Raw genomic sequence first — 24,495 nt, 5'->3', positions numbered from 1 at the left:
CGCCCCAGACACATATCATATCATTTCGGGCAGGAATTGTCCGCCATATAGTCATGAACCTTGATGGTGCCGGCAATGATGTCGGCCTTCGCCTTGTCCACGGCGGCGGTCATTTCCGGCGTGATCAGGGCCTTGTTGTTGTCATCGAGAGCATAGGCAACGCCGTCTTCCTTGACGCCGAGAGCAACGATGCCGGGGGTGAACTTGTCGTCCTTGGCATCCTTGTAGGCGTTGTAGACGGCCAGATCGACGCGCTTGACCATCGAGGTCAGAACCGAGCCGGGGTGCAGGTGGTTCTGGTTGGAATCGACGCCGATCGAGAATTTCTTGTTGTCGGCAGCGGTCTGCAACACGCCGATACCGGTCGCACCGGCTGCCGCGTAGATCACGTCAGCGCCCTGGTCGATCTGGTTCTTGGTCAGTTCGCCACCGCGCACCGGATCGTTCCAGGCCGCACCCGTGGTGCCGGTCATGTTCTGGAAGACTTCGATCTTGTCGTTGGCAGCCTTGGCGCCCTGCGCATAACCACAGGCGAATTTACGGATCAGCGGAATATCCATGCCGCCGATGAAGCCGACCTTACCGGTCTTGGAGGCCATGCCTGCCAGAAGACCGACGAGATAAGAGCCTTCGTGCTCCTTGTAGACGACCGAGCGGACATTCGGCAGCTCGACGACGGAATCGACGATGACGAACTTGGTGTCAGGGAATTCGGCTGCAACCTTTTCCATGGCCGACGTCCAGGCGAAGGACACGGCAACAACCGGGTTAAAGCCCTTGCTGGCGAAGTTGCGGATAGCCTGCTCACCCTGCGTATCGCTGGTCGGTTCAAAATCGCGGAACTCGATGCCCGTTTCTGCCTTGAACTTTTCAGCGCCAGCCGCGGCGGCTTCGTTGAACGACTTGTCGAACTTGCCGCCCGTACCATAAACCAATGCCGGCTTGATATCGGCAGCAAGCGCGGAAGCCGACATGGCGGCGAGCGCAAAAAGCGTCAGAAGGGATTTTTTCATTGTGCAGCCCTGTTGTTGCAATTGATATTTTAAGGGTCCTCCCGCAAACCCGTTGACCGGGAATGTCTGCGGAACCGCCAGCCGTTATCCCGGCTGTGCTTGGCTCATATCCTTGCATGGCTCAATGAAAAATTCATCCGGTTTTTTTGACCCGGTGGAAAAACTTTATTCTGGCGTTTTTTTGGTCTTTCCACCTGGGCAACGTGCAAAAAATCTAGTCGATATTGCAGCTTACGCCGGTTCCCCTGAGCCCGCAGTAGCCGCCCGGATTCTTGGCAAGATATTGCTGGTGATAGTCTTCCGCGTAATAAAATGTTTCAAGCGGTCCAATTTCGGTGGTGATGGCGCGGCCATGCCCCGCCTCGTCCAAAGCCTGCTGAAAAGCGTCGTGCGCCTTCTGCGCCTGCTGCAACTGGCCTTCGGTATTGGCATAGATGGCGGAACGATAGGTCGTGCCGACATCGTTTCCCTGCCGCATGCCTTGCGTCGGATCATGCTCCTCGAAGAATATCTTGAGCAGCCCTGACAGCGAGATGACGGCCGGATCGTAGACGACCTTGACCACTTCGGCGTGGCCCGTCTGGCCCGTCGTCGTCTCCTGATAGGTGGGATTGCGGGTAAAACCGCCGGCATAACCCACCGCCGTCACCCACACACCCGGCGTCTGCCAGAACAGGCGCTCCGCACCCCAGAAGCAACCCATACCCAGATAGATGATTTCCAAACCATCGGGATAAGGCCCCTTCAAGGGCCGACCATTGACGAAATGGGTCTCGGGCACGGCAAGCGCCTCTTCACGGCCGGGCAAAGCCGTCTCTTCGGTCGGCATCGTCGTCTTTTTTGAAAGCGTATCGAACAGGAACATTCGGTCCTCCGTGCGGCCGATTATGCCGCTTCTCAGGGTTCACATCTGCGGGGCGCGCGCGCTGTCAGTTGATAAATTCATACTGACGAACGCCTCATCACTTTGCGCTTCCTGTAACCGGCCATCCAGCAAAGCAGGGATAGCGCGAGGAAAAAAGCAAATGCCGGCAGTCCCGACAGGGCATTTTCAATGAAGCGCCACGCTTCAGGGTGAATATAGTGAGCCAAGGCCGTTTCCACCATGGTGCGCGAGGCAGGAAGAAGATAGTTCCAGACGGACAGGATGCCGGTGATATTGACCGAGGATGTGGAAACCGAGCGGATCGAATCGAGTACGCCAAGAAAAACAGCTGCAATGAGAAGAAGAAAGCTCAAAAACCGCAAAAAAGCTTTCATCAGGATACCTCGGTTGCGGCCCGTCGTTTCGACAGCCATGTTTTGAAAGATATATTGCATCGATAAAGGCGGGAAAACCGGTTTGCAATCGCATCGGAAGGCAGGAAATTGCCGACAATTCAAAAAACTGTCAGATTCGTGTTGATCCCAGCGAATTCATCGGTATATATCGCGCCGTTCCAGTGATTTGCATTCCTCAAAACATGCAGATTTGAAAAAAGGACAGGTGGCCGAGTGGTTTAAGGCGCACGCCTGGAACGCGTGTGTGCGTGAAAGCGTACCGTGGGTTCGAATCCCACCCTGTCCGCCATTTCACCTCACCTCAATGACTTTATAAACGCGCCTCCGCATCGCCATGACCGTGGCAGTCAAAGTCACGTTTTTGCCCTTCTGCAAGCCTTGATGGCTATGCTTCTGCACAGACAGGGGTTTCATCCGCTTTTTTGCAGCGCTTCACCCTCTCTTGCGCCTTGCAGCAGGAAAAATCGCTCCTTATATACGCCGCATAACAGCAGCGAATACTGCAAATCCAAGTCAAGGAGTTGTCCATGGAATGCCTCACGGGGTTCCGACAGCTCGCTTCAAGGAGAGAAGAGCATGGCAAAAGTAATCGGTATCGACCTTGGCACAACCAATTCCTGCGTTGCAGTGATGGACGGCAAGGACACGAAAGTTATTGAAAACGCGGAAGGCGCGCGCACTACGCCATCCATGGTGGCATTTTCCGACGATGGCGAACGCCTTGTCGGCCAGCCGGCCAAGCGCCAGGCGGTCACCAACCCGACCAACACCCTGTTTGCGGTCAAGCGCCTCATCGGTCGCCGTTATGAAGACCCGACCGTCGAAAAGGACAAGGCTCTCGTTCCCTTTGAAATCGTCAAGGGCGACAATGGCGACGCATGGGTGAAGGCTCAGGACAAGAACTATTCCCCTTCGCAGATTTCCGCGATGATCCTTCAGAAGATGAAGGAAACGGCTGAATCCTATCTCGGCGAAAAGGTCGAGAAGGCCGTCATCACCGTTCCGGCATACTTTAACGACGCCCAGCGCCAGGCCACCAAGGATGCCGGCCGCATCGCCGGTCTGGACGTCCTGCGCATCATAAACGAGCCGACGGCAGCAGCCCTCGCTTACGGCCTCGACAAGAAGGACGGCAAGACCATCGCCGTTTACGACCTTGGCGGCGGCACCTTCGATATTTCCGTTCTGGAAATCGGCGACGGCGTTTTCGAAGTGAAGTCCACCAACGGCGATACCTTCCTCGGCGGTGAAGACTTCGACATGCGTCTGGTCGAATATCTGGCCGGCGAGTTCAAGAAGGATCAGGGCATCGACCTGAAGAACGACAAGCTCGCTCTGCAGCGCCTCAAGGAAGCTGCCGAAAAGGCCAAGATCGAACTTTCGTCCTCGCAGCAGACCGAAATCAACCTGCCGTTCATTACGGCTGATGCTTCCGGTCCGAAGCACCTGACGCTGAAGCTGACCCGCGCCAAGTTCGAAAGCCTGGTGGACGATCTGGTGCAGCGCACCGTCGCCCCTTGCAAGGCTGCCCTCAAGGATGCCGGCGTTACCGCTGCCGAGATCGATGAAGTCGTTCTCGTTGGTGGCATGAGCCGCATGCCGAAGGTACAGGAAGTCGTCAAGCAGCTGTTCGGTAAGGAGCCGCACAAGGGCGTGAATCCTGATGAAGTGGTTGCCATGGGCGCCGCCATTCAGGCCGGCGTTCTGCAGGGCGACGTCAAGGACGTTCTGCTTCTCGACGTGACGCCGCTGTCGCTCGGCATCGAAACGCTGGGTGGCGTCTTCACCCGTCTGATCGATCGCAACACGACGATCCCGACGAAGAAGAGCCAGACCTTCTCGACCGCCGAAGACAGCCAGTCGGCCGTGACGATCCGTGTCTCGCAGGGCGAGCGCGAAATGGCACAGGATAACAAGCTGCTCGGCCAGTTCGACCTCGTCGGCCTGCCGCCGGCACCCCGCGGCGTTCCGCAGATCGAAGTGACCTTCGATATCGACGCCAACGGCATCGTGCAGGTTTCGGCGAAAGACAAGGGCACCGGCAAGGAACAGCAGATCCGTATCCAGGCTTCCGGTGGTCTTTCCGACGCCGACATCGAGAAGATGGTCAAGGACGCTGAAGCCAATGCCGAAGCCGACAAGAAGCGTCGTGCGGGTGTCGAAGCCAAGAACCAGGCCGAAAGCCTCGTTCACTCCACCGAGAAATCGGTGAAGGAATATGGCGACAAGGTTTCCGAAACCGACCGCAAGGCCATCGAAGACGCCATTGCCAGCCTGAAGACGGCCGTTGAGGCTTCCGAACCGGATGCCGACGACATTCAGGCAAAGACCCAGACCCTCATGGAAGTTTCCATGAAGCTCGGTCAGGCCATCTACGAAGCGCAGCAGGCTGAAGCCGGCGCTAACGGAGAGGGCGGCAAGGACGACGTCGTCGACGCCGACTATGAGGAAATCAAGGACGACAAGAAGTCCGCATAATCGCGTGACTTCCCGTCTCCTGTCGATACATGCAAGACATCCGGCTGCCGAAGTGCAGCCGGAAATCCATTTGCGAGGCTTGTTATCTTAATGGCGAAAGCAGACTTTTACGAAACACTCGGCGTCAGCAAGACCGCGGACGAAAAAGAGCTGAAAAGCGCCTTCCGCAAACTCGCGATGAAATACCATCCGGACAAGAACCCGGATGATGCTGATTCCGAACGGAAGTTCAAGGAAATCAACGAAGCCTATGAAACGCTGAAGGACCCGCAAAAACGCGCGGCCTATGACCGTTTTGGCCACGCCGCCTTTGAAAATGGCGGCATGGGCGGCGGTGGTATGGGCGGCGGCGGTTTCGCCAATGGCGGCTTCTCGGATATCTTCGAAGACATCTTCGGCGAGATGATGGGCGGCGGACGCGCACGCCGCTCTTCCGGCGGTCGCGAGCGCGGCGCCGACCTTCGCTACAACATGGAAATCACGCTGGAAGAAGCCTTTGCCGGCAAGACGGCGCAGATCAGGGTTCCAACCTCGATAACCTGCGATGTCTGTTCCGGTTCCGGCGCAAAACCCGGCACGCAACCCAAAACCTGCGGCACCTGTCAGGGTTCCGGCCGCGTGCGCGCAGCCCAGGGCTTCTTCTCGGTAGAACGCACCTGCCCCACCTGCCACGGGCGCGGACAGACGATTTCCGATCCGTGCAGCAAGTGCCACGGCCAGGGCCGCGTGACGGAAGAGCGTTCGCTTTCGGTCAACATTCCCTCGGGTATCGAGGATGGCACCCGCATTCGCCTACAGGGCGAAGGCGAAGCCGGCATGCGTGGCGGCCCGGCGGGCGATCTCTACATCTTCCTGTCCGTGCGTCCGCATGAGTTCTTCCAGCGCGACGGTGCCGATCTCTATTGCACCGTGCCGATCTCCATGACGACGGCCGCTCTTGGCGGCACCTTCGATGTCACGACGCTCGACGGCACGAAGTCTCGCGTCACGGTTCCGGAAGGCACCCAGCCAGGCAAGCAGTTCCGCCTGAAGGGTAAGGGCATGCCGGTGCTGCGTTCGGCGCAGACTGGCGATCTCTACATCCAGATCCAGATCGAGACACCGCAGAAGCTCAGCAAGCGCCAGCGCGAGCTGTTGCAGGAGTTCGAGCAACTCTCGTCCCAGGAGAATAATCCGGAATCGACCGGCTTCTTTGCCCGGATGAAGGAATTCTTCGACGGCTGATCTGCGGCCGTTACCCACCAAAAAAAGCGCCGCCGTCTTTCGGGACTGGCGGCGTTTTTCGTTGAAATCAGCCAGTAAAACCACCCGCATCAAGATATTGCCGTTCCTCCGGCGTCGTTTCCCGCAGCAATATGTCGTTGCGATGCGGAAAGCGGCCAAAACGCGCGACGATATCGCGATGCTCTTCGGCATGGTGGAGATAAAGCCCGCCAAGCGGCCGGTTGAGCGTGCAGGCACGCTCCTGATCCTCGATGCTTTCCGAATGGGAAAAGGGCAGATAGAAAAAGACCCGCAAATCCTCGGTCACCGCCTGATCGTGGCCGCGATGGATGGCCTCGCTGGCGAACATGCGTGCCAGCGGATCGGTCGCATACATATGCGCTGTCTCGCGAAAGCAGTTACGCGGGAACTGATCCAGCAGAAGCATCAGCGCGAGGCTGCTTTCCGCACCGTCCAGCCAGCCATCCAATTCGCGCCTTGCAGCAGCAAAATGGGCATCGCGGAAACGGTCATGAAAGTGATCGTCGAAGGCGGCGTCCTTGTCGAACCATTTGTCCGGTCCTGCCTTCGTCCAGAAATCCACAATTTCGGCGGCAAGTGCGGCTGTATCGCTCCTCATCGGGTCTCCCTCAATCAATAATGCGGCGGCCGGGTGACTGCGGGTGCGTCCAGCGACTGCTCCTCAAGGCTCAGGAACCTTTCCGTCAACCGGTCGAGCTTGGCGCGGGTCTGTTCCACCACCTTCCACTGTTCCGTCAGCTGGTCGGACAGTTCCTCTATAGTCTTGGCCTGATGCGCGATCGTTTCCTCAAGCGCAATGATCCGTTTTTCGGTTTCCGACGTCATATCGACCTCTCTTTCTCGCCCTTCCTTGGCCCTAAAAAGCTTCAAGTCAACCATATGCCGCTTCGGTGAACCGGATTCCTCACAGCGATCCCATCAACGCAGAAACGCCGGCGACATTTCCATCACCGGCGTTACGAATATTTCGAGACCTGCTCAGTCTTCTTCTACGAAAACCTCTTCGCGCTTTTTCTTCACGCTGGGCAGGAAGACGATGATCAGCACCGCCAGAGCAATAAACAGCAGGGTAGCGCTGATCGGTCGGGTGACGAAGGTCGTCGGATCGCCACGTGACAGGATCATGGCGCGTCGCAGGTTTTCCTCCAGCAGCGGCCCAAGCACGAAGCCCAGCAGCAGCGGCGCCGGCTCGCACCGCAGCTTCACGAGCACATAGCCAATGAAGCCGAAGAAGGCGACGGCGTAGAGATCGAAGACGTTGGAATTGACGCTGTAAACCCCGATGGCGCAGAAGGCCATGATGATGGGGAAAAGCACGTAATAAGGCACCGTCAGCAGCTTCACCCAAAGCCCGATCAGGGGCAGGTTGAGGATGACGAGCATCAGATTGCCAATCCACATCGAGGCGATGATGCCCCAGAACAGTGCCGGCTGCTCGGTCGCAACGTTCGGACCGGGCACGATGCCCTGAATGATCATCGCACCGATCATCAGCGCCATCACCGGGTTTGCGGGAATACCGAGCGTCAGAAGCGGGATGAACGAGGTCTGGGCACCGGCATTATTGGCGGATTCCGGACCGGCAACACCGGCGACGGCACCGTGTCCAAACTCCTCAGGATGCTTGGAGACGCGTTTTTCGACGGTGTAGGATGCGAAGGCAGCGAGAATTGCACCGCCGCCGGGCAGGATGCCCAGTGCCGAACCGATGACCGTACCGCGCAGCACCGGGCCAACCATGGCCTTGAAGTCTTCCTTTGACGGCATCAGGCTGCTGACCTTGGCGATCAGCACCGAGCGCGTGCGCTCGTTTTCGAGATTGCGCAGGATTTCGGCGATACCGAATACACCCACCGCCACCGCAACGAAATTCAGCCCATCGGCATATTCACGGATGCCGAGAGTGAAGCGTGGCGCGCCGCTGTAGATATCCGTACCGACCAGACCAAGCAGCAGGCCAAGCACGACCATGGCCAGCGCCTTGACGATGGAACCATGGGCAAGCGCGATGGATGAGACAAGGCCGACGACCATCAGCGAGAAATATTCCGCCGCGCCGAATTCCAGCGCAATCGCCGTCAAAGGCGGTGCAAAGACTGCCACGAGAAAGGTGGAAACCGTGCCGGCGAAAAACGAGCCGATGGCGGCAATCGCAAGTGCGGCACCCGCCTTGCCCTTGCGCGCCATCTGGTAGCCGTCAATGGCGGTAACGGCGGATGAGGATTCCCCCGGCATGTTGATGAGGATCGCCGTGGTGGAGCCGCCATATTGCGCGCCGTAATAGATGCCTGCGAGCATGATGAGCGATGAGACGGGCTCAAGCTGAAAGGTGATAGGCAACAGCATGGCGATGGTTGCGGTTGCGCCGATGCCCGGCAGCACGCCAATCAGCGTGCCGAGCAGCACGCCAATCAGGCAGAAAAACAGGTTTGCCAGCGACGTGGCCGTGACGAAACCGAGAGCAAGATTATCAAGCAATTCCATTGCGGCACCTCAAAATTTAAGCCAGGGGCCGAAGCGCTGGAATGGCAGGCCGAGACCATAATTGAACACAGCAACGGAAAAGACCGTGATGGCGGCGGAAATAATGACGGCCATGAGCGGGCTCATCTTGTGCGAGGCGAAGGCTGCGATAAGGGCGCTGAAAAAAAGCGCCGGTACGAAACCAAGACCCCGGACCGTGAAACCGAAAAAGATCGGCGCGGGCAGGATGAAAAAAATCCCCCGCCAGGCAATTGCACCGAGGGCATCGCCCTGCACGCGGGTGGCGCGAATGAATATTACTCCGCCAAGCAAAATCAGCACGATTGCCAGAACAAGCGGAAAATAACCCGGCCCCATGCGGAAGGCGGTTCCGATATCCAGCCCGAAAGACTGCAACGCGAAAAAAGCGCCAAAACCGATGAAAATTGCCCCACAGGCTGCCTCGGCAGGGTCAATGAAAAACGACTTCATGAAAGATGCCCCTCCACTGCGGCCGGCCACACACCGTTCCGCGCGTTAAATTGACGGCAAGAAGCCGGCGGCAGGGTGCCGCCGGCAATTGCTTCAACCATCAGTCGGCATATTGGCCGGCGCCCTCGATCACAGGCTTCCAGCGGGCGATTTCGCTTTCAAGCTTGGTCTTGAGCGCTGCGGGCGTCGCATCGGCTTCCGGGGAAGGCGTGGTGCCGAGTTCGGCAAAACGGGCCGCTACGTTCTTGTCCTTCAGCGCGACCTGCAGCGACTTGGAGAGCTTTTCGTTGATCTCGGCCGGTGTACCCTTCGGCGTGTAGATACCGTGCCAGATACCCACCTCAAGCTTCGGCAGGCCCGATTCGGCAACTGTCGGTACGTCCGGCAGCACGTCGAGCCGTTTGGCCGAGGTTACGGCATAGGCTTTAACGGTCCCGCCCTGGATTTGCTTGGTGGTGTTTGTGGTCTGGTCGCACATGATATCGACCTGTCCGCCGAGCAGGTCGGTCATGGCCGGGCCTGTGCCCTTGTAGGGAACAGTGACCAGCGGTGTCTCGATCGCGCTCATGAACAACATGCCGCACAGATGCGAAGCAGCACCGATGCCGGCATTGGCAACGGTGACCTTGTCCTTGTTCGCCTTGGCGTAGTCGATCAAACCCTTGAGATCCTTGGTTTCGAGCGTCTTGCGCGACAGAATGGTCATCGGCACTTCCGTGACCAGACCGACATATTCGAAAGCGTTCAGGGTATCATAGGCGAGCTTGCGATAAAGCGTAGCGCTCGTCGCCATGCCGATGTGATGCAGCAGAACGGTGTAACCGTCCGGATCCGACGCCGCCACGCGGCCAGCGCCCAGCGTGCCACCAGCGCCGCCGACATTTTCGACGATGATCTGCTGGCCGAGATCCTTCGACATGGATTCAGCGACAAGACGCGCGACCGTATCTGTCGGGCCACCGGCGGCAAAGGGCACGACCATGGTGATGTTGCGCTCGGGGTAGTTCTGAGCGGATGCAGAAAGCGCAAAAAGGGAAACGGCAGCGGCGGCAGCAAGGCCGGTAACTGTCTTCAGTATTTTCATCGATTCCTCCCGGATGAAAATGTTCGCCACTTCAGCCGCGCATGCTCCTCCATGGCGACCGGGGTGAAGCCATTTGCGATCCGGGATTGCCGTTCAGCAACGGCGGTCTTGCGGCAAGGCGCGCTTTTATCGCCATCATGGGCAGCAATGGGTGGATTTCTACCCATACGGGCTCATCCATGGGTGGAAATCCACCCATCACACCTCTGTCATGTGCCGGTGGAGCTCGTATTTCTGCATTTTTTCGTAAAGCGTTTTGCGTGAAATGCCGAGGCTCTCATAGACGGATTTCAGATTTCCGCCGTGGGCGGCGATCGCGCGCGCAATAAGGCTTTTTTCATAAGCGGCGACCCTTGCGGCAAGCGCCGCCTTGCCATCGCCCTCAAATGGCAGCGAGGTTTCGGAGACATCGCTTTCCAGACCGAGAACGAAACGGTCCGCCGCATTGCGCAATTCCCGGACATTGCCCGGCCATTCACGCAGGGAAATGACTGAGAGCAGATGCTGCGGAACGTCCATATCTTCCCGACCGTAACGGGCAGCAGCCTCCCGCACCAGATGGAGGAAAAGCAGCGGTATGTCGGCACTGCGCTGCGAGAGGGACGGCACGAGAATCGTCGCCACGTTCAGGCGGTAAAGAAGATCGGCACGGAACCGCCCTGCCGCGACTTCCTGCTCCAGATCGACCTTGCTGGTGGCGATGAAGCGGACGTCGAGCTCGACTGTTTCATTGGAGCCAAGACGGGTGATCACCCGTTCCTGCAACACGCGCAGGAACCGGCCCTGCAATTCAAAGGGCATGGAGCCGATCTCGTCCAGCAATATGGTGCCGCCGCGGGCATGCTCGAACTTGCCGTAGCGCGGGCGCAGCGCGCCGGGAAAAGCGCCAGCCTCGTGGCCGAACAGCTCGCTTTCGATCAGCGTTTGCGGAAGGGCGGCACAATTGATGGCGACAAAGGGCCGGTTGGCTCTGGCGCTGATATCGTGAAGTGCGCGCGCCACCACTTCCTTGCCCGCACCGGTATCGCCGACAATGAGCGTATCGGCATCGGTCGCACCGATGGCGCGAATGCGGTATCGCAGATCGACCATGACCTGGGTTCTGCCGGGCAGACGCGTTTCGAGATCGTCATGCTTGCCCGCCACCGCCTTCAGGCGGCGATTTTCCAGCACCAGCGCCCGCCGGTCGTTGGCTCTTTTTATGATGCCGGCGAGATATTGCGGGGTGAAGGGCTTTTCGATGAAATCATAAGCACCGTTGCGCATGGCATTGACGGCAAGCTGCACATCGCCATGGCCCGTCATCAGGATGACAGGTATTTCCGGGTCAAGTTCCCGCACCTTCTGCAGCAGTGTCATGCCATCCATGCCGGGCATCCTGATATCGCTGACCACGACGCCATCGAAGCTGTAGCCGATGAGTTCAAGCGCATGTTCGGCGCTTGCCAGCATGGTGACCGCAAAACCGGAAAGTTCCAGCGCCTGCGCGGTGGAAAAACGCAGTTCCTCCTCGTCATCAATCAACAGAACCCGCGACATGGTCATTCCGCCGCCACCTCCACACGATAGGCTGCTGCCGGTAATTCGATCTCGAATTCCGCGCCGCCGTCTTCATGGTTTCTGACACGCAGTTGGCCGCCAAAATCCTTGATGATGTTGTAGGTGATGGAAAGGCCGAGACCGAGGCCACGGCCCACGCCCTTGGTGGTGAAGAAGGGATCGAAGATGCGCTCCGAAATCGCCGGAGGAACGCCCGGACCTCGGTCACGAATGAAAATCGAAACCGTCTGACCGTGCAGCACGGCCTTCAGAGCGATGCGACGATCCTCGCGCCCTTCCACCGCATCGGCGGCATTGGAGATGATGTTGACCAGCACCTGCTGCAGCCGCACCGGCCCGGCCTTCACCGCAAGCGGCACCGGACCAAGATCAACATCCAGCACCGCATCGGCGGCCTTCAGCCGTGCTCCAACAATTTCCAGCGTATCGCGAAGGACAGCATCGAGCGCGACCGCAGCCATTTTCTCATTGGGTTTGCGGGCAAAATTTCTCAGATGCCTGCTGATAGAAGCCATGCGATCGATAAGGCCCGAAATACGCCTGAGGTTTTCCGTCACCTCTTCCAGACGTCCACGTTCCACGAGAAGAGAGGCGTTTTCCGCATAATTCTTGGCGGCTGCGAGCGGCTGGTTGAACTCGTGCGAAAGTGCTGCCGACATTTGTCCGAGCGCTGCAAGCTTGCCCGCCTGAACCAGGTCATTCTGCATCTTGCGCAATTGTTTCTCCGTCTGGCGGCGCTCGGCGATTTCGTGTTCGATCTCACGGTTCACCCGCGCGAGATCGGCTGTGCGCTCCTCCACCCGCCGCTCCAGCTCCGCCTGAGCTTCGGCCTGGTGGGTCAGGCGTTCACGCAGGCGCCGCCGTCTTTGCAGCATGGCGGCGACCACGGCAGCGGCAAGACACAGGCAGAGGATGATCGCGATCATCGCCGTCTTGACCTGCGTCCTGAGTGAGCCGGTATCCATCAGCACGCTGACCGTCCAGCCCGCGTCGGGCATCGGCTGCGACAGGACGAGATATTCCCGGTCACCGTCGTTCTGGCTGATCGTCATCAACTGATGAGAGCCGAAATTGCCGTTTTTCAGCGGCAGTTCCTTCAGGTCGGCATTGGCGTAACGCCGGGATGCCGCCGTGCGCGCAAGCCTTTCCGGTGTCAGCGGCATCAGGCCGGAATAAAGCCACTGCGGCGTTCCGGTCATGAAGATGATGCCTTCCGGGTCCGATACGAGAATGCGGTTTTCACCATCGCCGAACGACGCCTCTATGCCTTCAATATCGACCTTGAAGACGATGACGCCCTTGATCTCCTCGTTGAAGAGAATAGGCGCGGAAAAATAATAACCGCGCTTGTGGGAGGTGGTGCCTAGCGCAAAGAAACGCGACGGGAAGCCCTTGGCGGCATCCTGAAAATAGGGACGGTAGCTGAAATTCTCACCGACGAAGCTCGTGGGTCCATCATAGTTACTGGCGGCGATGGTCACTCCGTCCAGCGTGATGATGTAGATGTCGGAGGATTCCAGCAATGTATTGATGGATTTGAGATAGATATTGGCGCGCTGGCGCATCGCCTCATCCTGCGGATGCGCGACAAGCTCCTCAATGTCGTCGTGATCGGCGATCAGGGCGGGCAGCGGCTCGAAACGGCTCAAAAGCCCGCCAAGAGCCGAGACGGCCAGCCTGAGGGTGGTGCGGCCCTGATCGGAGACTTCGCCGAAATAGCTTTCCGCAATGATGCCGCTGCCCTTGGTCACGGCGCCGTAACCGAGGCCGAGGCTGAGCAGCGTCAATAAAATCCAGCGATATTTCACCGAAGCGCCCCTCCCCGTTGCAGGCATCAGACCTGCTCTCCCGAACAGAGTGTAGGAGGAGTGATCGGATTTTCCAAGTAACCGAAAAAAGCAGCTAAACGACCTGAAAACAAAAAACCGGCCACGAGGGCCGGTTTTCCGTAAAGATTATTTCAGAAAGCTTATGCGCTTTCCTTCGGCGTCAGAACCTGACGACCGCGATACATACCGGTCTTCAGATCGATATGGTGCGGACGGCGCAGTTCGCCGGAGTTCTTGTCTTCAACGTAGGTCGAAGCCTTGAGACCGTCAGCCGAGCGGCGCATGCCGCGCTTGGACGGGCTTGTTTTTCTTTTTGGTACAGCCATTTTTGTTACTCCACTTTAGCGGCGAAACAACGTAACCGGCCATAACCAAAGGCCGAATGTCGGGTGTCTCGATATCGGAAATTTGGCGCGCTTATACATGCCCAAACGGGCTTTGACCAGCCCTGACGCGCATTTTTTCCGATTAAGCCGGTTTGCTGCGACGGACGGGCGGCAGGCCTTTGCAAATCATGCTTCACTTCCTATCAAAAACCACGAGTTCCCTAAAGTGGTTCATGTCCCTGAATTCACAGAAAGCTGGAGCGCGCATCTCGATTATCGGCGCTGCCGCACGCAGTTTTTCCAGCTCTTCATCCAGCATCGCCTGCCATCGCGGCAGGCACTCCGGATCGAACCAGCGCGTGACATAAGCCAGCGTAATATGGAATTGATAGGTGTCGTGATCGGGATGCCGATAACCGAAAGCTTCGGCAAATGTATCCCGCCACAGCGCAATGATCCGGTCGTCTTCGGCGGTGGCCCCCTTCAGCACCAGCCCCGTCGGCTTGAGACCAGTCACCTGCATATTGAAACCAGGCAGGCCCGGAAAATCCGCCAGACGATCGCAATAATACTCCGTCATCGTGTCGATCGGAGTATCGAGTCGCATGTCTTCCGGCCAGTAGGGAAATGCACGGCGATATTCGATAATGCCCTGAAATACCGTCATATGCAGGCTGGAAACCGGTGTGAAGGCCAGCTGCAATGCCTCGGGCATATCCAGAAGACGCTGGCGTGTCCCGATGATCGCGCTTTCGGTTTTCGACCCTTCAACGAGATGGCAAACCACGGTATTGCCCGGCTCGAGCAGGAATTCACCATCCGTATTATAGCGGCGACCCAAATGGCGCGGCGGCTGATCGTGGCTGGCAGCGGAAAAAGATTCCAGATCTTTTGAAACGAGCGGGGCGTGCATGGGGAACTCCTTTTGAGACGTTTCCCCTAATCTGCGCACGCAACAAACCAATGACACCAATCGGTCAATGGCCGGTCAATTCCCGTCAATGCGCCTCGTCCCAGTTGTCGGCCGCGCGGGCATCCACCTTGAGCGGAACCCTCATGGAAATAGCCGGCATGGCTGCATTTTCCATCACCGAGACGACGATGGGCAGTGTCTTTTCGATTTCCCCTTCCTCGACTTCGAAGATGAGTTCGTCATGTACCTGCAGCAGCATGCGGGCGGAAAGCTTTTCCGCCTCCAGCACCGGCTCGATACGGACCATCGTACGGCGAATGATATCGGCTGCAGACCCCTGGATTGGTGCGTTGATGGCTGCACGCTCGTTGAAGGCCTTCATGGAAGGGTTGGAGGAGCGGATTTCCGGATAATGCGCACGGCGGCCGAAAATCGTCTCGACATAGCCGTTCTCGCGGGCGAAAGCCTTGGTCGCTTCCATGTAATCGCGAATGCCAGGAAAACGCTCGAAATATTTCTTGATATATTCGCCCGCTTCGGAGCGCGCGATGCTGAGCTGGTTGGCAAGGCCGAAAGCGGAAATACCGTAGATGATGCCGAAGTTGATGGCCTTGGCACGTCGGCGCACTTCAGACGGCATGCCTTCCACCGGCACCCCGAACATTTCCGATGCGGTCATCGCATGAATGTCGATGCCGTTTTCGAATGCGCTGCGAAGCTGCGGAATGTCGGCGACATGGGCAAGCACACGTAGCTCGATCTGGCTGTAATCGGCGGAAAGAAGCTTGTGTCCAGGGGTGGAGATGAAGGCCGTGCGGATCTTGCGGCCTTCCGCCGTGCGCACCGGAATGTTCTGAAGGTTCGGCTCCGAGGACGACAGGCGCCCCGTGGTGGTGGAGGCCAGCGCGTAGGACGTGTGTACCCGTTTCGTCTGCGGATGGACATATCCGGGAAGCGCATCCGTATAGGTCGATTTCAGCTTGGTCAGCTGCCGCCAGTCGACGATCTTTCGCGGTAATTCGGCACCTTCCGCCGCCAGATCTTCGAGAACCTGCGCCGATGTGGACCATTGGCCCGTCTTGGTCTTGGAGCCGCCAGGCAGACCCATCCGGCCGAACAGGATATCGCCGAGCTGCTTTGGCGATCCGATGTTGAAACGCTCGCCTGCCAGTTGGTAAACTTCCTCTTCGAAAGCAGCCGCCTTCTGGGCGAGTTCACCGGAGAGACGCGACAGGATCTGTCGGTCCACGGTGATGCCACGCTCCTCCATATGCGCCAGTACAGGCACCAGAGGGCGCTCCAGCCGCTCATACACACTGGTCAGCCGCTCTGCGGCAAGCCGGGGCTTCAGCACCATCCACAGCCGCAGGGTGACATCCGCGTCTTCGGCGGCGTAAGCGGTCGCCTTGTCAATATCGACGAAATCGAAGGTGATGCTCGACTTGCCCGATCCCGCCACGTCCTTGTAGGCGATCGGCGTGTGGCCGAGCCAGCGTTCGGAAAGCGTATCCATGCCATGCGTGGTTTTTCCCGCCTCAAGAACGTAGGAAATCAGCATGGTATCGTCGAAACTCTGCATGACGACGCCGTGGCGCTTCATCAGCAGGTAGTCATATTTGACGTTCTGCGCGATTTTCAGAACGGCTTCGTCCTCAAGAAGATCCTTTAAACGTGCCAGCGCCTCGGCAAACGGCACCTGTCCTTCAGCAAGCTTGATGCCATCGCTGAAAAGATCGCCACCGGAGCCGGTCTTGTGCGTCAATGGCACATAGGCAGCGCGGATATCGGTGCCTGAGGCATCCTTGCCGTTATCGGCAATCGCCAGCGAAAAACCGACGAGTTCCGCCTGCATGGGGTCGAGCGAGGTCGTTTCCGTGTCGAAGGCGACGACACCTGTTTCGCGGGCAGCGGCAACCCAACGATCCAGCTCCGCCAGATCCCTGATCGTCGTATAGGCGGTCGTGTCGATCTTGGCGGTGGAGAAAACCGTCTGCCGTGCCGTGGCGAGATCGGTGGGCGCACTGCCCTCCCCTGTCACCTTCCGTGCCGGAGCGGTGGTTGACGCTGGCGCAGCGGTCTTGTCATCAGCTGCGGTAACTGCAGGCGTGGCATCGAGGTCTGGTCCATGGGCATCAGTGCCCCATTGCACCGGCACATTGGCGGCTTCGATGGCCGAGGCATCGCTATCGGTGGCTTCAGCTACCCGGCGCGTCAGCGTCGTGAACTCCATCGCCTTGAGGAAAGCGATGAGTTTCGGCCCGTTCTGCGGTTCGAGCACCAGTTCTTCCAGAGACTGCTCCAGCGGCACATCGGTTCTGAGCGCCACAAGCTGTCTGGAAAGGCGGGCAAGCTCCGCATTGGCGATGATGTTTTCGCGGCGTTTCTGCTGCTTGATTTCTCCTGCCCGCGCCAGCAGCGTGTCGAGATCGCCGTATTCTTCCAGCAATTGCGCGGCCGTTTTCGGCCCGATACCAGGAATACCCGGAACATTATCGGTGGAATCGCCGGTCATCGCCTGAAGGTCGATCATCTTTTCCGGGGCTACGCCCCATTTTTCGACGACATCGGGAACGCCGATCTGCTTGTCCTTCATGGCGTCGTACATATGCACATTGGCCGTGACGAGCTGCATCAGATCTTTGTCGGAAGAAATGATGGTGACATCGGCGCCAATCGCCTCCGCCTGACGGGCGTAAGTGGCGATGATGTCATCCGCCTCGAAGCCTTCCGTCTCAATGCAGGGAAGGTTGAAGGCCCGTGTCGCCTCGCGGATCAGGCCAAACTGCGGCACCAGATCTTCCGGCGGTGCGGTGCGGTTGGCCTTGTATAGATCGTACAGCTCGTTGCGGAAGGTTTTCGACGAATAGTCGAAAATCACGGCGAAATGCGTGGGCGTGACGCCGACATCGGTATTGCGCGCATCCTTCAGGAGCTTCCACAACATGTTGCAGAAGCCGGAAACGGCGTTGACCGGCAGCCCATCCGACTTGCGGTTCAGCGGGGGAATGGCATGGAACGCCCGGAAAATGAAACCGGAGCCGTCAACGAGGAAGAGATGATCGCCTTTTTTCATGGCGATATGGATAGCGCGGGGCCGTTTTGACGTCCACAGAAAGTTCAAACAACGCACCGCAAAGCGCACGGGGCTAAGCCGCTGGAGGCACCGGCAAAATTCGCGTGAACCTTACGAATTTGTAATAGATTTTCCCTTGAAAAGCCGCATTTGCACACACATTTCTTAGGGGACGGCGCCTGATCACGCCGTAGTCTGATTGTAGGCTCGTCCCCCGCCGCATCAGACCGGACAAAGGCCTTCCCCCCCTCTCCGGGCCTTTGTCCTCTTATATGACCGCCATGGCCGTCCCCTCCCGGCCATGGCGGTTTTTATTTGTGCCGGGTTTCTGACTGGCATAAACATATCATGCGATATATATCCCACTATCGAAATTGCGCGATTGCGCCGACCATATGCCAGACGGATTGATGAATGGGTTTTTCCCGGGACGAATCGGCGATCTATCTCGCCGCAAAAATGGCGAGGGAATTCACCATGGCGCTCCAGAAGAGAGCTGCCGCGCTGGGGTTTTCTCCTGGACAATTCCCCATACTCATCGAACTGTGGCATGAGGAGGGACTGACGCAACGGCAATTGCTGGATAGAATCGACGTGGAGCAGGCGACGCTTGCCAATACGCTGTCCCGCATGGAGCGCGACGGGCTGATCGTGCGCAAATCCCACCCAAGCGACCGCCGCGCGCAGATCATCGAACTGACCCAGCGCGGCAGGGATCTCGAGGCGAACGCCATTGCCGCTTCCGAAGCCACGGAAGATACGCTGCTGGCGGATTTCCGCCGTTTCGAAAAGCAGCTTCTGCTGGAATATATGCGCCGGGCGATCGACCGCGCCAAAAAAGCGAAATAGCATTTACAACTCGAACGCTTTCTTTGCTCCTGGCCTTCTATCGCCTGCAGCCTCCAAGGTTTTGTTTCCGCGCAGTTTAGGACGGAAAACCACTTCGCACTTTTCCTGAACTGCTCTATCGTTCCGGCGGCTGCGCGCTTGCCGATTCAACGACACGTCAGCCCCTTGTTCCTACGCGATGCGCGATACCAGGATGTTTCGTCCATCGCCGGGTTACGACAGACATGACAGGATCAGCGATGACAGACGTTTCCCCCATTCTTTCCACGGCCGACGACAACCTCACCTCCAGCCTCGAGCGATTGTTCGAACTGGTGCGCATCCCGTCCATTTCCACGGACCCCGCCTACAAGGCGGAGTGCCGCAAGGCGGCGGAATGGCTGGTCAGAACGCTTGAATCACTGGGCTTTGCGGCTTCCGTTCGCGACACGGCCGGTCATCCAATGGTGGTGGCGCATCACGACGCCGCGACAAAAGACGCGCCGCATGTGCTTTTCTACGGCCATTACGATGTGCAGCCGGTCGATCCGCTCAATCTCTGGGAAAACGATCCGTTCGAACCGGCCGTGAAAGATATCGGCGGCGGCCGGCAGGTGATCACCGGGCGTGGAACGGCTGATGACAAGGGTCAGCTGATGACCTTCGTGGAAGCCTGCCGGGCCTATAAGGCAGTCAATGGCAGTCTGCCCGTGCGCGTCACCATTCTTTTCGAGGGCGAGGAAGAATCCGGTTCGCCCTCGCTGAAGCCGTTCCTTGATGCCAATGCCGATGAGCTGAAAGCCGATTATGCACTGGTATGCGATACCAGCATGTGGGACCGCGATACGCCCGCCATCGCCGCCGCCCTTCGCGGCCTGGTCGGCGAGGAAATCACAATCACGGCGGCCGACCGCGACCTGCATTCGGGCCTTTTCGGTGGTGCGGCCGCAAATCCCATTCACATCCTGACCGATATTCTCGCCGGCCTGCATGATGAGACCGGCCGGGTGACACTTGCCGGCTTCTATGACGGCGTGGAAGAAACCCCCGCCAACATCAAGGCTTCCTGGGAAACGTTGGGCCGCACCGCCGAAGCCTTCCTCGGCGAAGTCGGCCTTTCGATTCCATCGGGCGAAAAGGGACGCTCCGTGCTGGAGCAGACCTGGGCGCGGCCAACGGCGGAAGTCAACGGCATCATCGGCGGCTATACCGGCGACGGCTTCAAGACGGTTATCGCCGCAAAAGCCTCTGCTAAAGTGTCCTTCCGTCTCGTCGGAGAGCAAGACCCGAAAGCGGTTCGCGAGAGCTTCCGGAACTATGTCCGCTCCAAAATTCCAGCCGATTGCTCGGTGGAATTTCACGAGCATGGTGCATCGCCGGCTATCCAGCTTTCCTATGATTCGCCAGTGCTAACGAAGGCGAAAAACGCGCTTTCGGAAGAGTGGCCCAAACCTGCGGTCGTGATCGGCATGGGGGGCTCGATCCCCATCGTCGGCGATTTCCAGAAGATGCTGGGCATGGATTCGCTGCTCGTCGGTTTCGGCCTTACCGATGACCGCATTCATTCGCCGAATGAAAAATATGACCTGCAGTCGTTCCACAAGGGCATCCGCTCCTGGATCCGCATTCTAGACGCCCTGGCCGCGAAGTAGTCAAAAAGAAAGGAGGCGCCGGTTACCCGATGCCTCCCCGTTCTCTTATATTTTGGTGGTTCAAAACAAAAAGGCCGGGCAAGCCCGACCTTTCCATCCGTTTTTCGTCAGTGCCAGTACATCCGTGGTCAAAGCGTTCAAACGGTCCGATGCTCCAGAGCGCGCCAACAAAGTCGACGCTGCTTTTCACGATCAGGATCGGCTGCTTTGGTTAATCTTTGGTTAACGCAACAACAGCGGCACTTTAAAAGCACCAGCCTGACAATTCCGTGCGGAGCACTGTTGAACCCTATATTGTTATGCACTCCAGCTTTTTCAAGAGCGGCCGGACCCGGTACACCTTCCAAAAGAAAAAAGGCCGGAAAACTCCGGCCTTTCATATTCATACGAATGACCCGTTCAGGCCAAGCCGCTTATCAGGAAGCGACGAGCTCGCCTGCAGACATCTTGCCCGAGCGGCGGTCCTGCGTCAGCTCGTAGGAGAGCTTCTGACCGTCGTTGAGGGAGGTCATACCAGCGCGCTCAACGGCGGAGATGTGAACGAATACGTCCTGCGAACCGTCGTCAGGCTGAATGAAGCCGTAGCCCTTGGTTGCGTTGAACCACTTTACTGTACCAGTCGCCATAACGATTTCCTTCCGTTGGCAAATTGTATTTGCACTGCGCGCAGTGCGGTCTTGGGTCGAATTTGAAGGAAAGATCGTCGTGTGCACCTTAGAAAAGGCGCCGAAGCTCTGGTCGTCAAACAAATATCGATGCGCGAACACCTAGGTTGGAAGGGCCTGAAAGTCAAGTTTCTTTGAAAAAGCCCGGCGATTTTTGTGAAGCGTCGGCAAATGAAAGTCGCGGGAAACAAGGCCTTAAACAGCAAAAACCCGGCGCGGGAGGAGGTGCGCCGGGTTCTTGAAACTGACTGACAATTGGGAGGAGGAGTATTGTCAGTCCAATCGGGCGACGCTGGGAGGAGGAGTGCGTCGCTTCGATGATTTGAAGATACAGGATTTCCGCTCAAAAAACAGACGTTTCATCGCAGCGCAGCATTGCATAAAATGCATAGCTATTTCGCACACCTTGAAGCCTCTTGGCATACCGCCTAATAAATACGCATGACCATCGAATCCGTCAGAGCGTTTTTCACCGAGAATTCCCCCGAAGTGACCGTTATCGAAACGGAAACGAGTTCGGCGACAGTCGCTTTGGCTGCCGAAGCGCACGGCGTCGATCCTGACCAGATTGCCAAAACGATCTGCCTGAAGGCGGGCGACACAATTCTCCTCGTCGTTGCCGCCGGCACGAAGCGGCTAGACAATCGTAAATTCCGCGATCATTTCGGCGCCAAGCCGCGCATGCTGGGGGCGGAAGAAGTCGTTGCGGTGACCAGCCATCCCATCGGTGGCGTGTGTCCTTTCGGATTGCCTTCTCCCCTTCCGGTGTTTTGCGACATATCCCTGAAAAACTATCCCGAGGTGGTTCCGGCAGCGGGTGCCACCAATGCGGCGGTAAGGATTTCGCCTGACATGATGGCGCGACTGACGGGAGCGGAATGGGTCGACGTCTGCCAATGACGCCGATTTGATCCGGCAAGGACTTAACCCCGCCTTAAATTGCCGCATTTAAACTCTTCATCCTGGATTAAGGATCGCGCAGGCATAGAGGCTTGAAGTGCGAACGGTTTCGCGAATATAAGGAGCGACTTCGGCTGGATGGCAGGCAAGGGTAAATCACGCGATCGGGTAGAGCCTTCCTTCGGGGATTTCCACGAATCCGGTGACGATCTGCGTCTTGATGCCAGCGAGCGCATTGGCGGAACCGCAAAGCAGCCCGCCAGAAAACCGAAGTCCACATCCGGCCGCGCCAAACCGCAAAAAAAGGAAAAGCGCACACGCAGTTCCGGCGGTGGCGCAACAGGCTTTATCCGGTCCCTCGTTTACTGGTGCATCGTGCTCGGCATCTGGGGCGGTATCGGCGTTGCCGGTCTTGTCCTTTATTACGGCGCGCGCATGCCGAGTGCCAGCAGCTGGACCATTCCCGAACGCCCTCCGAATGTGAAGATCGTTTCGGTGAACGGCGGCGTGCTTGCCAATCGCGGCACCACGGGTGGCGAGGCTCTCGCGCTTGAAGACATGTCGCCCTACCTTCCACAAGCGGTCATGGCGATCGAAGACCGGCGGTTCTATTCCCATTTCGGTGTGGATCCGCTCGGCCTGGCCCGCGCCATCGTGACCAATGTGATGACGGGACGAACAGTGCAGGGCGGCTCGACGCTGACGCAGCAGCTGGCAAAAAACCTGTTCCTCTCACAGGACCGGACGCTGGAGCGCAAGGTACAGGAAGTGCTGCTGGCCTTCTGGCTGGAGCATAAATACACCAAGGACCAGATCCTCGCGATGTATCTCAACCGCGTTTATTTCGGTTCCAACGCCTTTGGCGTCGAAGCCGCTTCCAGACGCTACTTCAACAAATCCGCGCGCGACGTCAATCTTGGCGAGGCGGCAACGCTTGCCGGACTTCTCAAGGCCCCCTCGCGCCTTTCACCGGCGCGCGACCCGCAGGCAGCGGAGGAGCGGGCGCAGGTCGTTCTGAGATCCATGCGCGATGTCGGGTTCATCACCGATGACGAGATCAAGACCGCGATGTCGCAGCCGCCGACCAAGGCCAAACGTTTCTGGTCCGGTGCCGAACATTACGCTGCCGATATGGTGATGGAGGAAGTTCGTGGCCTGATTGGCGACGTCAAGCAGGACATCGTCGTCGATACGACCATCGACCCCAATCTTGAACGCGACGCCGAAAAAGCACTGACCCATGTTCTGCAGGGTGATGGTAAAAAGCAGGGCGCTTCGCAAGCGGCTCTCGTTTCCATCGATGGCACAGGCGCAATCCGGGCCGTGGTCGGCGGGGCGGATTATGCCGAAAGCCAGTTCAACCGGGCCGCCAAGGCGAAACGGCAACCCGGATCGGCGTTCAAACCCTTCGTATACGTCGCCGCGCTCGAATCGGGTCTGACCCCCAGTACCATTCGCAATGACGGGCCGGTCCGCATCGGAAACTGGACACCGGAAAATTACGAGAAGAAATATCGTGGCGAAGTGACGCTTGCCACTGCGCTTGCCAATTCTCTGAACACGATCGCCGCGCAGCTGGTGATGGAAGTCGGTCCTGAGCGGGTGACGCAGGTGGCGCATCGCATGGGTATCGAATCGGAGCTTCAGAACAACGCCTCCATCGCACTCGGCACCTCGGAAGTGTCACTGATGGAGCTGACCGCCTCCTACGCTCCCTTCATGAATGGCGGCTACAAGGCGACGCCGCATATCGTCAAACGCATCTCCGATGCTGACGGCAAGGTGCTTTATGAAAACAGATACGACAACCCGCCGCGCGTGCTGAGCGAGGAGATCGCCGCGACGATGAACGGCATGTTGTCGCGCGTCATCACCGAAGGAACAGGGAAAGCCGCTCGCCTTCAGGGTTGGCAGGCAGCGGGAAAATCCGGTACGACACAGTCTTTCCGCGACGCGCTTTTTGTCGGCTACACAAGCAATCTGACAACGGGCGTCTGGTTCGGCAATGACGACGGCACATCGATGAAAAAGGTCACCGGCGGTGGCTTGCCTGCGAAGGCCTGGAAAGATTTCATGACCGCCGCCCATTCCGGGCTCTCGCCCTCGCCGCTCTTCGGTCTCGGCGCAGGCGGCGTGCCGCCGCTTGGGGAAATACAGCAACCGGCGCCCGAGAGCGCGCCTTCCTCCATCGGCGACATCATTTCCAATGCTCTCGGCGGCGGCGGAACGACAAACACTCGAGCCTATCCCGAAGCGCCCGTTTCGCCAAACGCTGGTCAGCCGGGCGTTCCCATGCCGCCTGGAAACATCCCTTCCCGCGATATCGAACCCGGCTATTCAGCCGACAATGGACCTGTGCCGCCAGCCGATATCGGCGGCCGGGCGCCGGCAACTTCCGGGCCGAAGCAGACGACCCTTCTTGATATTCTGATGGGAAATTAATTGCCTTTTGGGTAATCGGCTCGCCGGTTACCCGGCAAGCGATGGGCAGGCAACGATCCTGTCGCCTTTCCCGCAAATACTCAATTTTCCAAAGACTTGATTACACCGAATGGGCAACCAACGCAGCCAAAAGCGGAGATCGCGCTTGTGTTTGCAACATATGCGTGCATCCACGTTAACCGTAGATTGCTATTTGCGCAAAAACGATTACATTTCGGATGACTTTTTACGGTAAATGAATTATTAATCGT

General features: G+C 58.1%; 20 protein-coding genes and 1 tRNA gene. 7 read left to right on the top strand and 14 right to left on the bottom strand.

Translation table 11 applies throughout. The annotated features are described in order from the left end of the window. Positions 1-20 precede the first annotated feature (20 nt). The 3 genes from GH784_RS01985 to GH784_RS01975 all read right to left on the bottom strand — a co-directional run bounded on the left by GH784_RS01985 (position 21) and on the right by GH784_RS01975 (position 2,273). Complete coding sequence (locus tag GH784_RS01985) at positions 21-1,013, bottom strand: BMP family lipoprotein (RefSeq protein WP_003514392.1); 993 nt, start codon at positions 1,011-1,013, stop codon at positions 21-23. Between the two features lie 214 nt (positions 1,014-1,227). Further along, a complete protein-coding gene (gene msrA, locus GH784_RS01980) occupies positions 1,228-1,878 on the bottom strand; it encodes a peptide-methionine (S)-S-oxide reductase MsrA (protein WP_019564547.1) in 651 nt (216 codons plus the stop codon). Between the two features lie 77 nt (positions 1,879-1,955). Beyond that, on the bottom strand, positions 1,956-2,273 hold the full coding sequence (locus GH784_RS01975; RefSeq protein WP_013635245.1) for a hypothetical protein: 318 nt from the start codon (positions 2,271-2,273) through the stop codon (positions 1,956-1,958). Between the two features lie 220 nt (positions 2,274-2,493). Between GH784_RS01975 and GH784_RS01970 the strand changes: the two genes are divergently transcribed. The 3 genes from GH784_RS01970 to dnaJ all read left to right on the top strand — a co-directional run bounded on the left by GH784_RS01970 (position 2,494) and on the right by dnaJ (position 5,996). Beyond that, positions 2,494-2,583 (top strand) — tRNA-Ser (locus tag GH784_RS01970). Between the two features lie 287 nt (positions 2,584-2,870). After that, positions 2,871-4,772, top strand: a complete 1,902-nt coding sequence (gene dnaK, locus GH784_RS01965; protein WP_003514373.1) for a molecular chaperone DnaK — start codon at positions 2,871-2,873, stop codon at positions 4,770-4,772. Positions 4,773-4,862: 90 nt separating this feature from the next. Beyond that, positions 4,863-5,996 (top strand): molecular chaperone DnaJ, encoded by a 1,134-nt coding sequence (dnaJ, locus tag GH784_RS01960; RefSeq protein WP_003514371.1) that lies wholly within the window; start codon positions 4,863-4,865, stop codon positions 5,994-5,996. Positions 5,997-6,063: 67 nt separating this feature from the next. Here the strand turns inward: dnaJ and GH784_RS01955 are convergent, their stop codons facing one another. From GH784_RS01955 to polA, 10 genes are all read right to left on the bottom strand, one after another. After that, positions 6,064-6,615 carry a DUF924 family protein gene (locus tag GH784_RS01955; RefSeq protein WP_025592051.1) on the bottom strand — a complete coding sequence of 184 codons (552 nt, stop codon included), beginning with the start codon at positions 6,613-6,615 and terminating at the stop codon, positions 6,064-6,066. A 14-nt stretch (positions 6,616-6,629) separates the two neighbouring features. Further along, positions 6,630-6,842 (bottom strand): SlyX family protein, encoded by a 213-nt coding sequence (locus GH784_RS01950; RefSeq protein WP_065703890.1) that lies wholly within the window; start codon positions 6,840-6,842, stop codon positions 6,630-6,632. Between the two features lie 153 nt (positions 6,843-6,995). Further along, the gene (locus GH784_RS01945) at positions 6,996-8,501 is read right to left on the bottom strand and encodes a tripartite tricarboxylate transporter permease (protein ID WP_013635241.1); all 1,506 of its coding nucleotides are present in this window, start codon (positions 8,499-8,501) and stop codon (positions 6,996-6,998) included. A 9-nt stretch (positions 8,502-8,510) separates the two neighbouring features. Then, positions 8,511-8,972, bottom strand: a complete 462-nt coding sequence (locus tag GH784_RS01940; protein ID WP_003514354.1) for a tripartite tricarboxylate transporter TctB family protein — start codon at positions 8,970-8,972, stop codon at positions 8,511-8,513. Between the two features lie 100 nt (positions 8,973-9,072). Next, positions 9,073-10,056 (bottom strand): tripartite tricarboxylate transporter substrate-binding protein, encoded by a 984-nt coding sequence (locus GH784_RS01935; RefSeq protein WP_026330668.1) that lies wholly within the window; start codon positions 10,054-10,056, stop codon positions 9,073-9,075. A gap of 198 nt (positions 10,057-10,254) precedes the next feature. Further along, positions 10,255-11,601, bottom strand: a complete 1,347-nt coding sequence (locus tag GH784_RS01930; RefSeq protein WP_003514350.1) for a sigma-54-dependent transcriptional regulator — start codon at positions 11,599-11,601, stop codon at positions 10,255-10,257. Further along, entirely contained in the window at positions 11,598-13,451 is a 1,854-nt protein-coding gene (locus tag GH784_RS01925) for a sensor histidine kinase (protein WP_083211587.1), read from the bottom strand. The genes GH784_RS01930 and GH784_RS01925 overlap by 4 nt, the downstream gene beginning before the upstream one ends. Before the next feature lie 134 nt (positions 13,452-13,585). After that, positions 13,586-13,771: a 50S ribosomal protein L32 gene (rpmF, locus tag GH784_RS01920; RefSeq protein ID WP_003514347.1), complete on the bottom strand. Its 186-nt coding sequence runs from the start codon at positions 13,769-13,771 to the stop codon at positions 13,586-13,588. A 193-nt stretch (positions 13,772-13,964) separates the two neighbouring features. After that, entirely contained in the window at positions 13,965-14,684 is a 720-nt protein-coding gene (locus GH784_RS01915) for a DUF1868 domain-containing protein (RefSeq protein WP_065703593.1), read from the bottom strand. Between the two features lie 85 nt (positions 14,685-14,769). After that, entirely contained in the window at positions 14,770-17,757 is a 2,988-nt protein-coding gene (gene polA / locus GH784_RS01910) for a DNA polymerase I (protein WP_153793193.1), read from the bottom strand. A gap of 414 nt (positions 17,758-18,171) precedes the next feature. Between polA and GH784_RS01905 the strand changes: the two genes are divergently transcribed. Both GH784_RS01905 and GH784_RS01900 read left to right on the top strand, forming a co-directional pair. After that, complete coding sequence (locus GH784_RS01905; RefSeq protein WP_003514340.1) at positions 18,172-18,606, top strand: MarR family winged helix-turn-helix transcriptional regulator; 435 nt, start codon at positions 18,172-18,174, stop codon at positions 18,604-18,606. Between the two features lie 239 nt (positions 18,607-18,845). Then, entirely contained in the window at positions 18,846-20,237 is a 1,392-nt protein-coding gene (locus GH784_RS01900) for a dipeptidase (protein WP_003514337.1), read from the top strand. 416 nt (positions 20,238-20,653) lie between these two features. Here GH784_RS01900 and GH784_RS01895 read toward each other — a convergent pair whose 3' ends face one another. After that, the gene (locus GH784_RS01895) at positions 20,654-20,863 is read right to left on the bottom strand and encodes a cold-shock protein (RefSeq protein ID WP_003514335.1); all 210 of its coding nucleotides are present in this window, start codon (positions 20,861-20,863) and stop codon (positions 20,654-20,656) included. A 480-nt stretch (positions 20,864-21,343) separates the two neighbouring features. Here GH784_RS01895 and GH784_RS01885 point away from each other — a divergent pair, with 480 nt between their 5' ends. Further along, positions 21,344-21,802: a YbaK/EbsC family protein gene (locus GH784_RS01885; RefSeq protein WP_038489357.1), complete on the top strand. Its 459-nt coding sequence runs from the start codon at positions 21,344-21,346 to the stop codon at positions 21,800-21,802. Between the two features lie 138 nt (positions 21,803-21,940). Further along, positions 21,941-24,244, top strand: coding sequence for a transglycosylase domain-containing protein (locus GH784_RS01880; RefSeq protein WP_065703587.1), 2,304 nt, complete (start codon positions 21,941-21,943; stop codon positions 24,242-24,244). Positions 24,245-24,495: the final 251 nt, after the last annotated feature.

The sequence above is a fragment of the Agrobacterium tumefaciens genome (assembly GCF_009649785.1).
Lineage (GTDB): Bacteria > Pseudomonadota > Alphaproteobacteria > Rhizobiales > Rhizobiaceae > Agrobacterium > Agrobacterium tumefaciens.
Note: the sequence above shows the minus strand (reverse complement) of the source record. Positions and strands in the feature narration are given on the sequence as shown.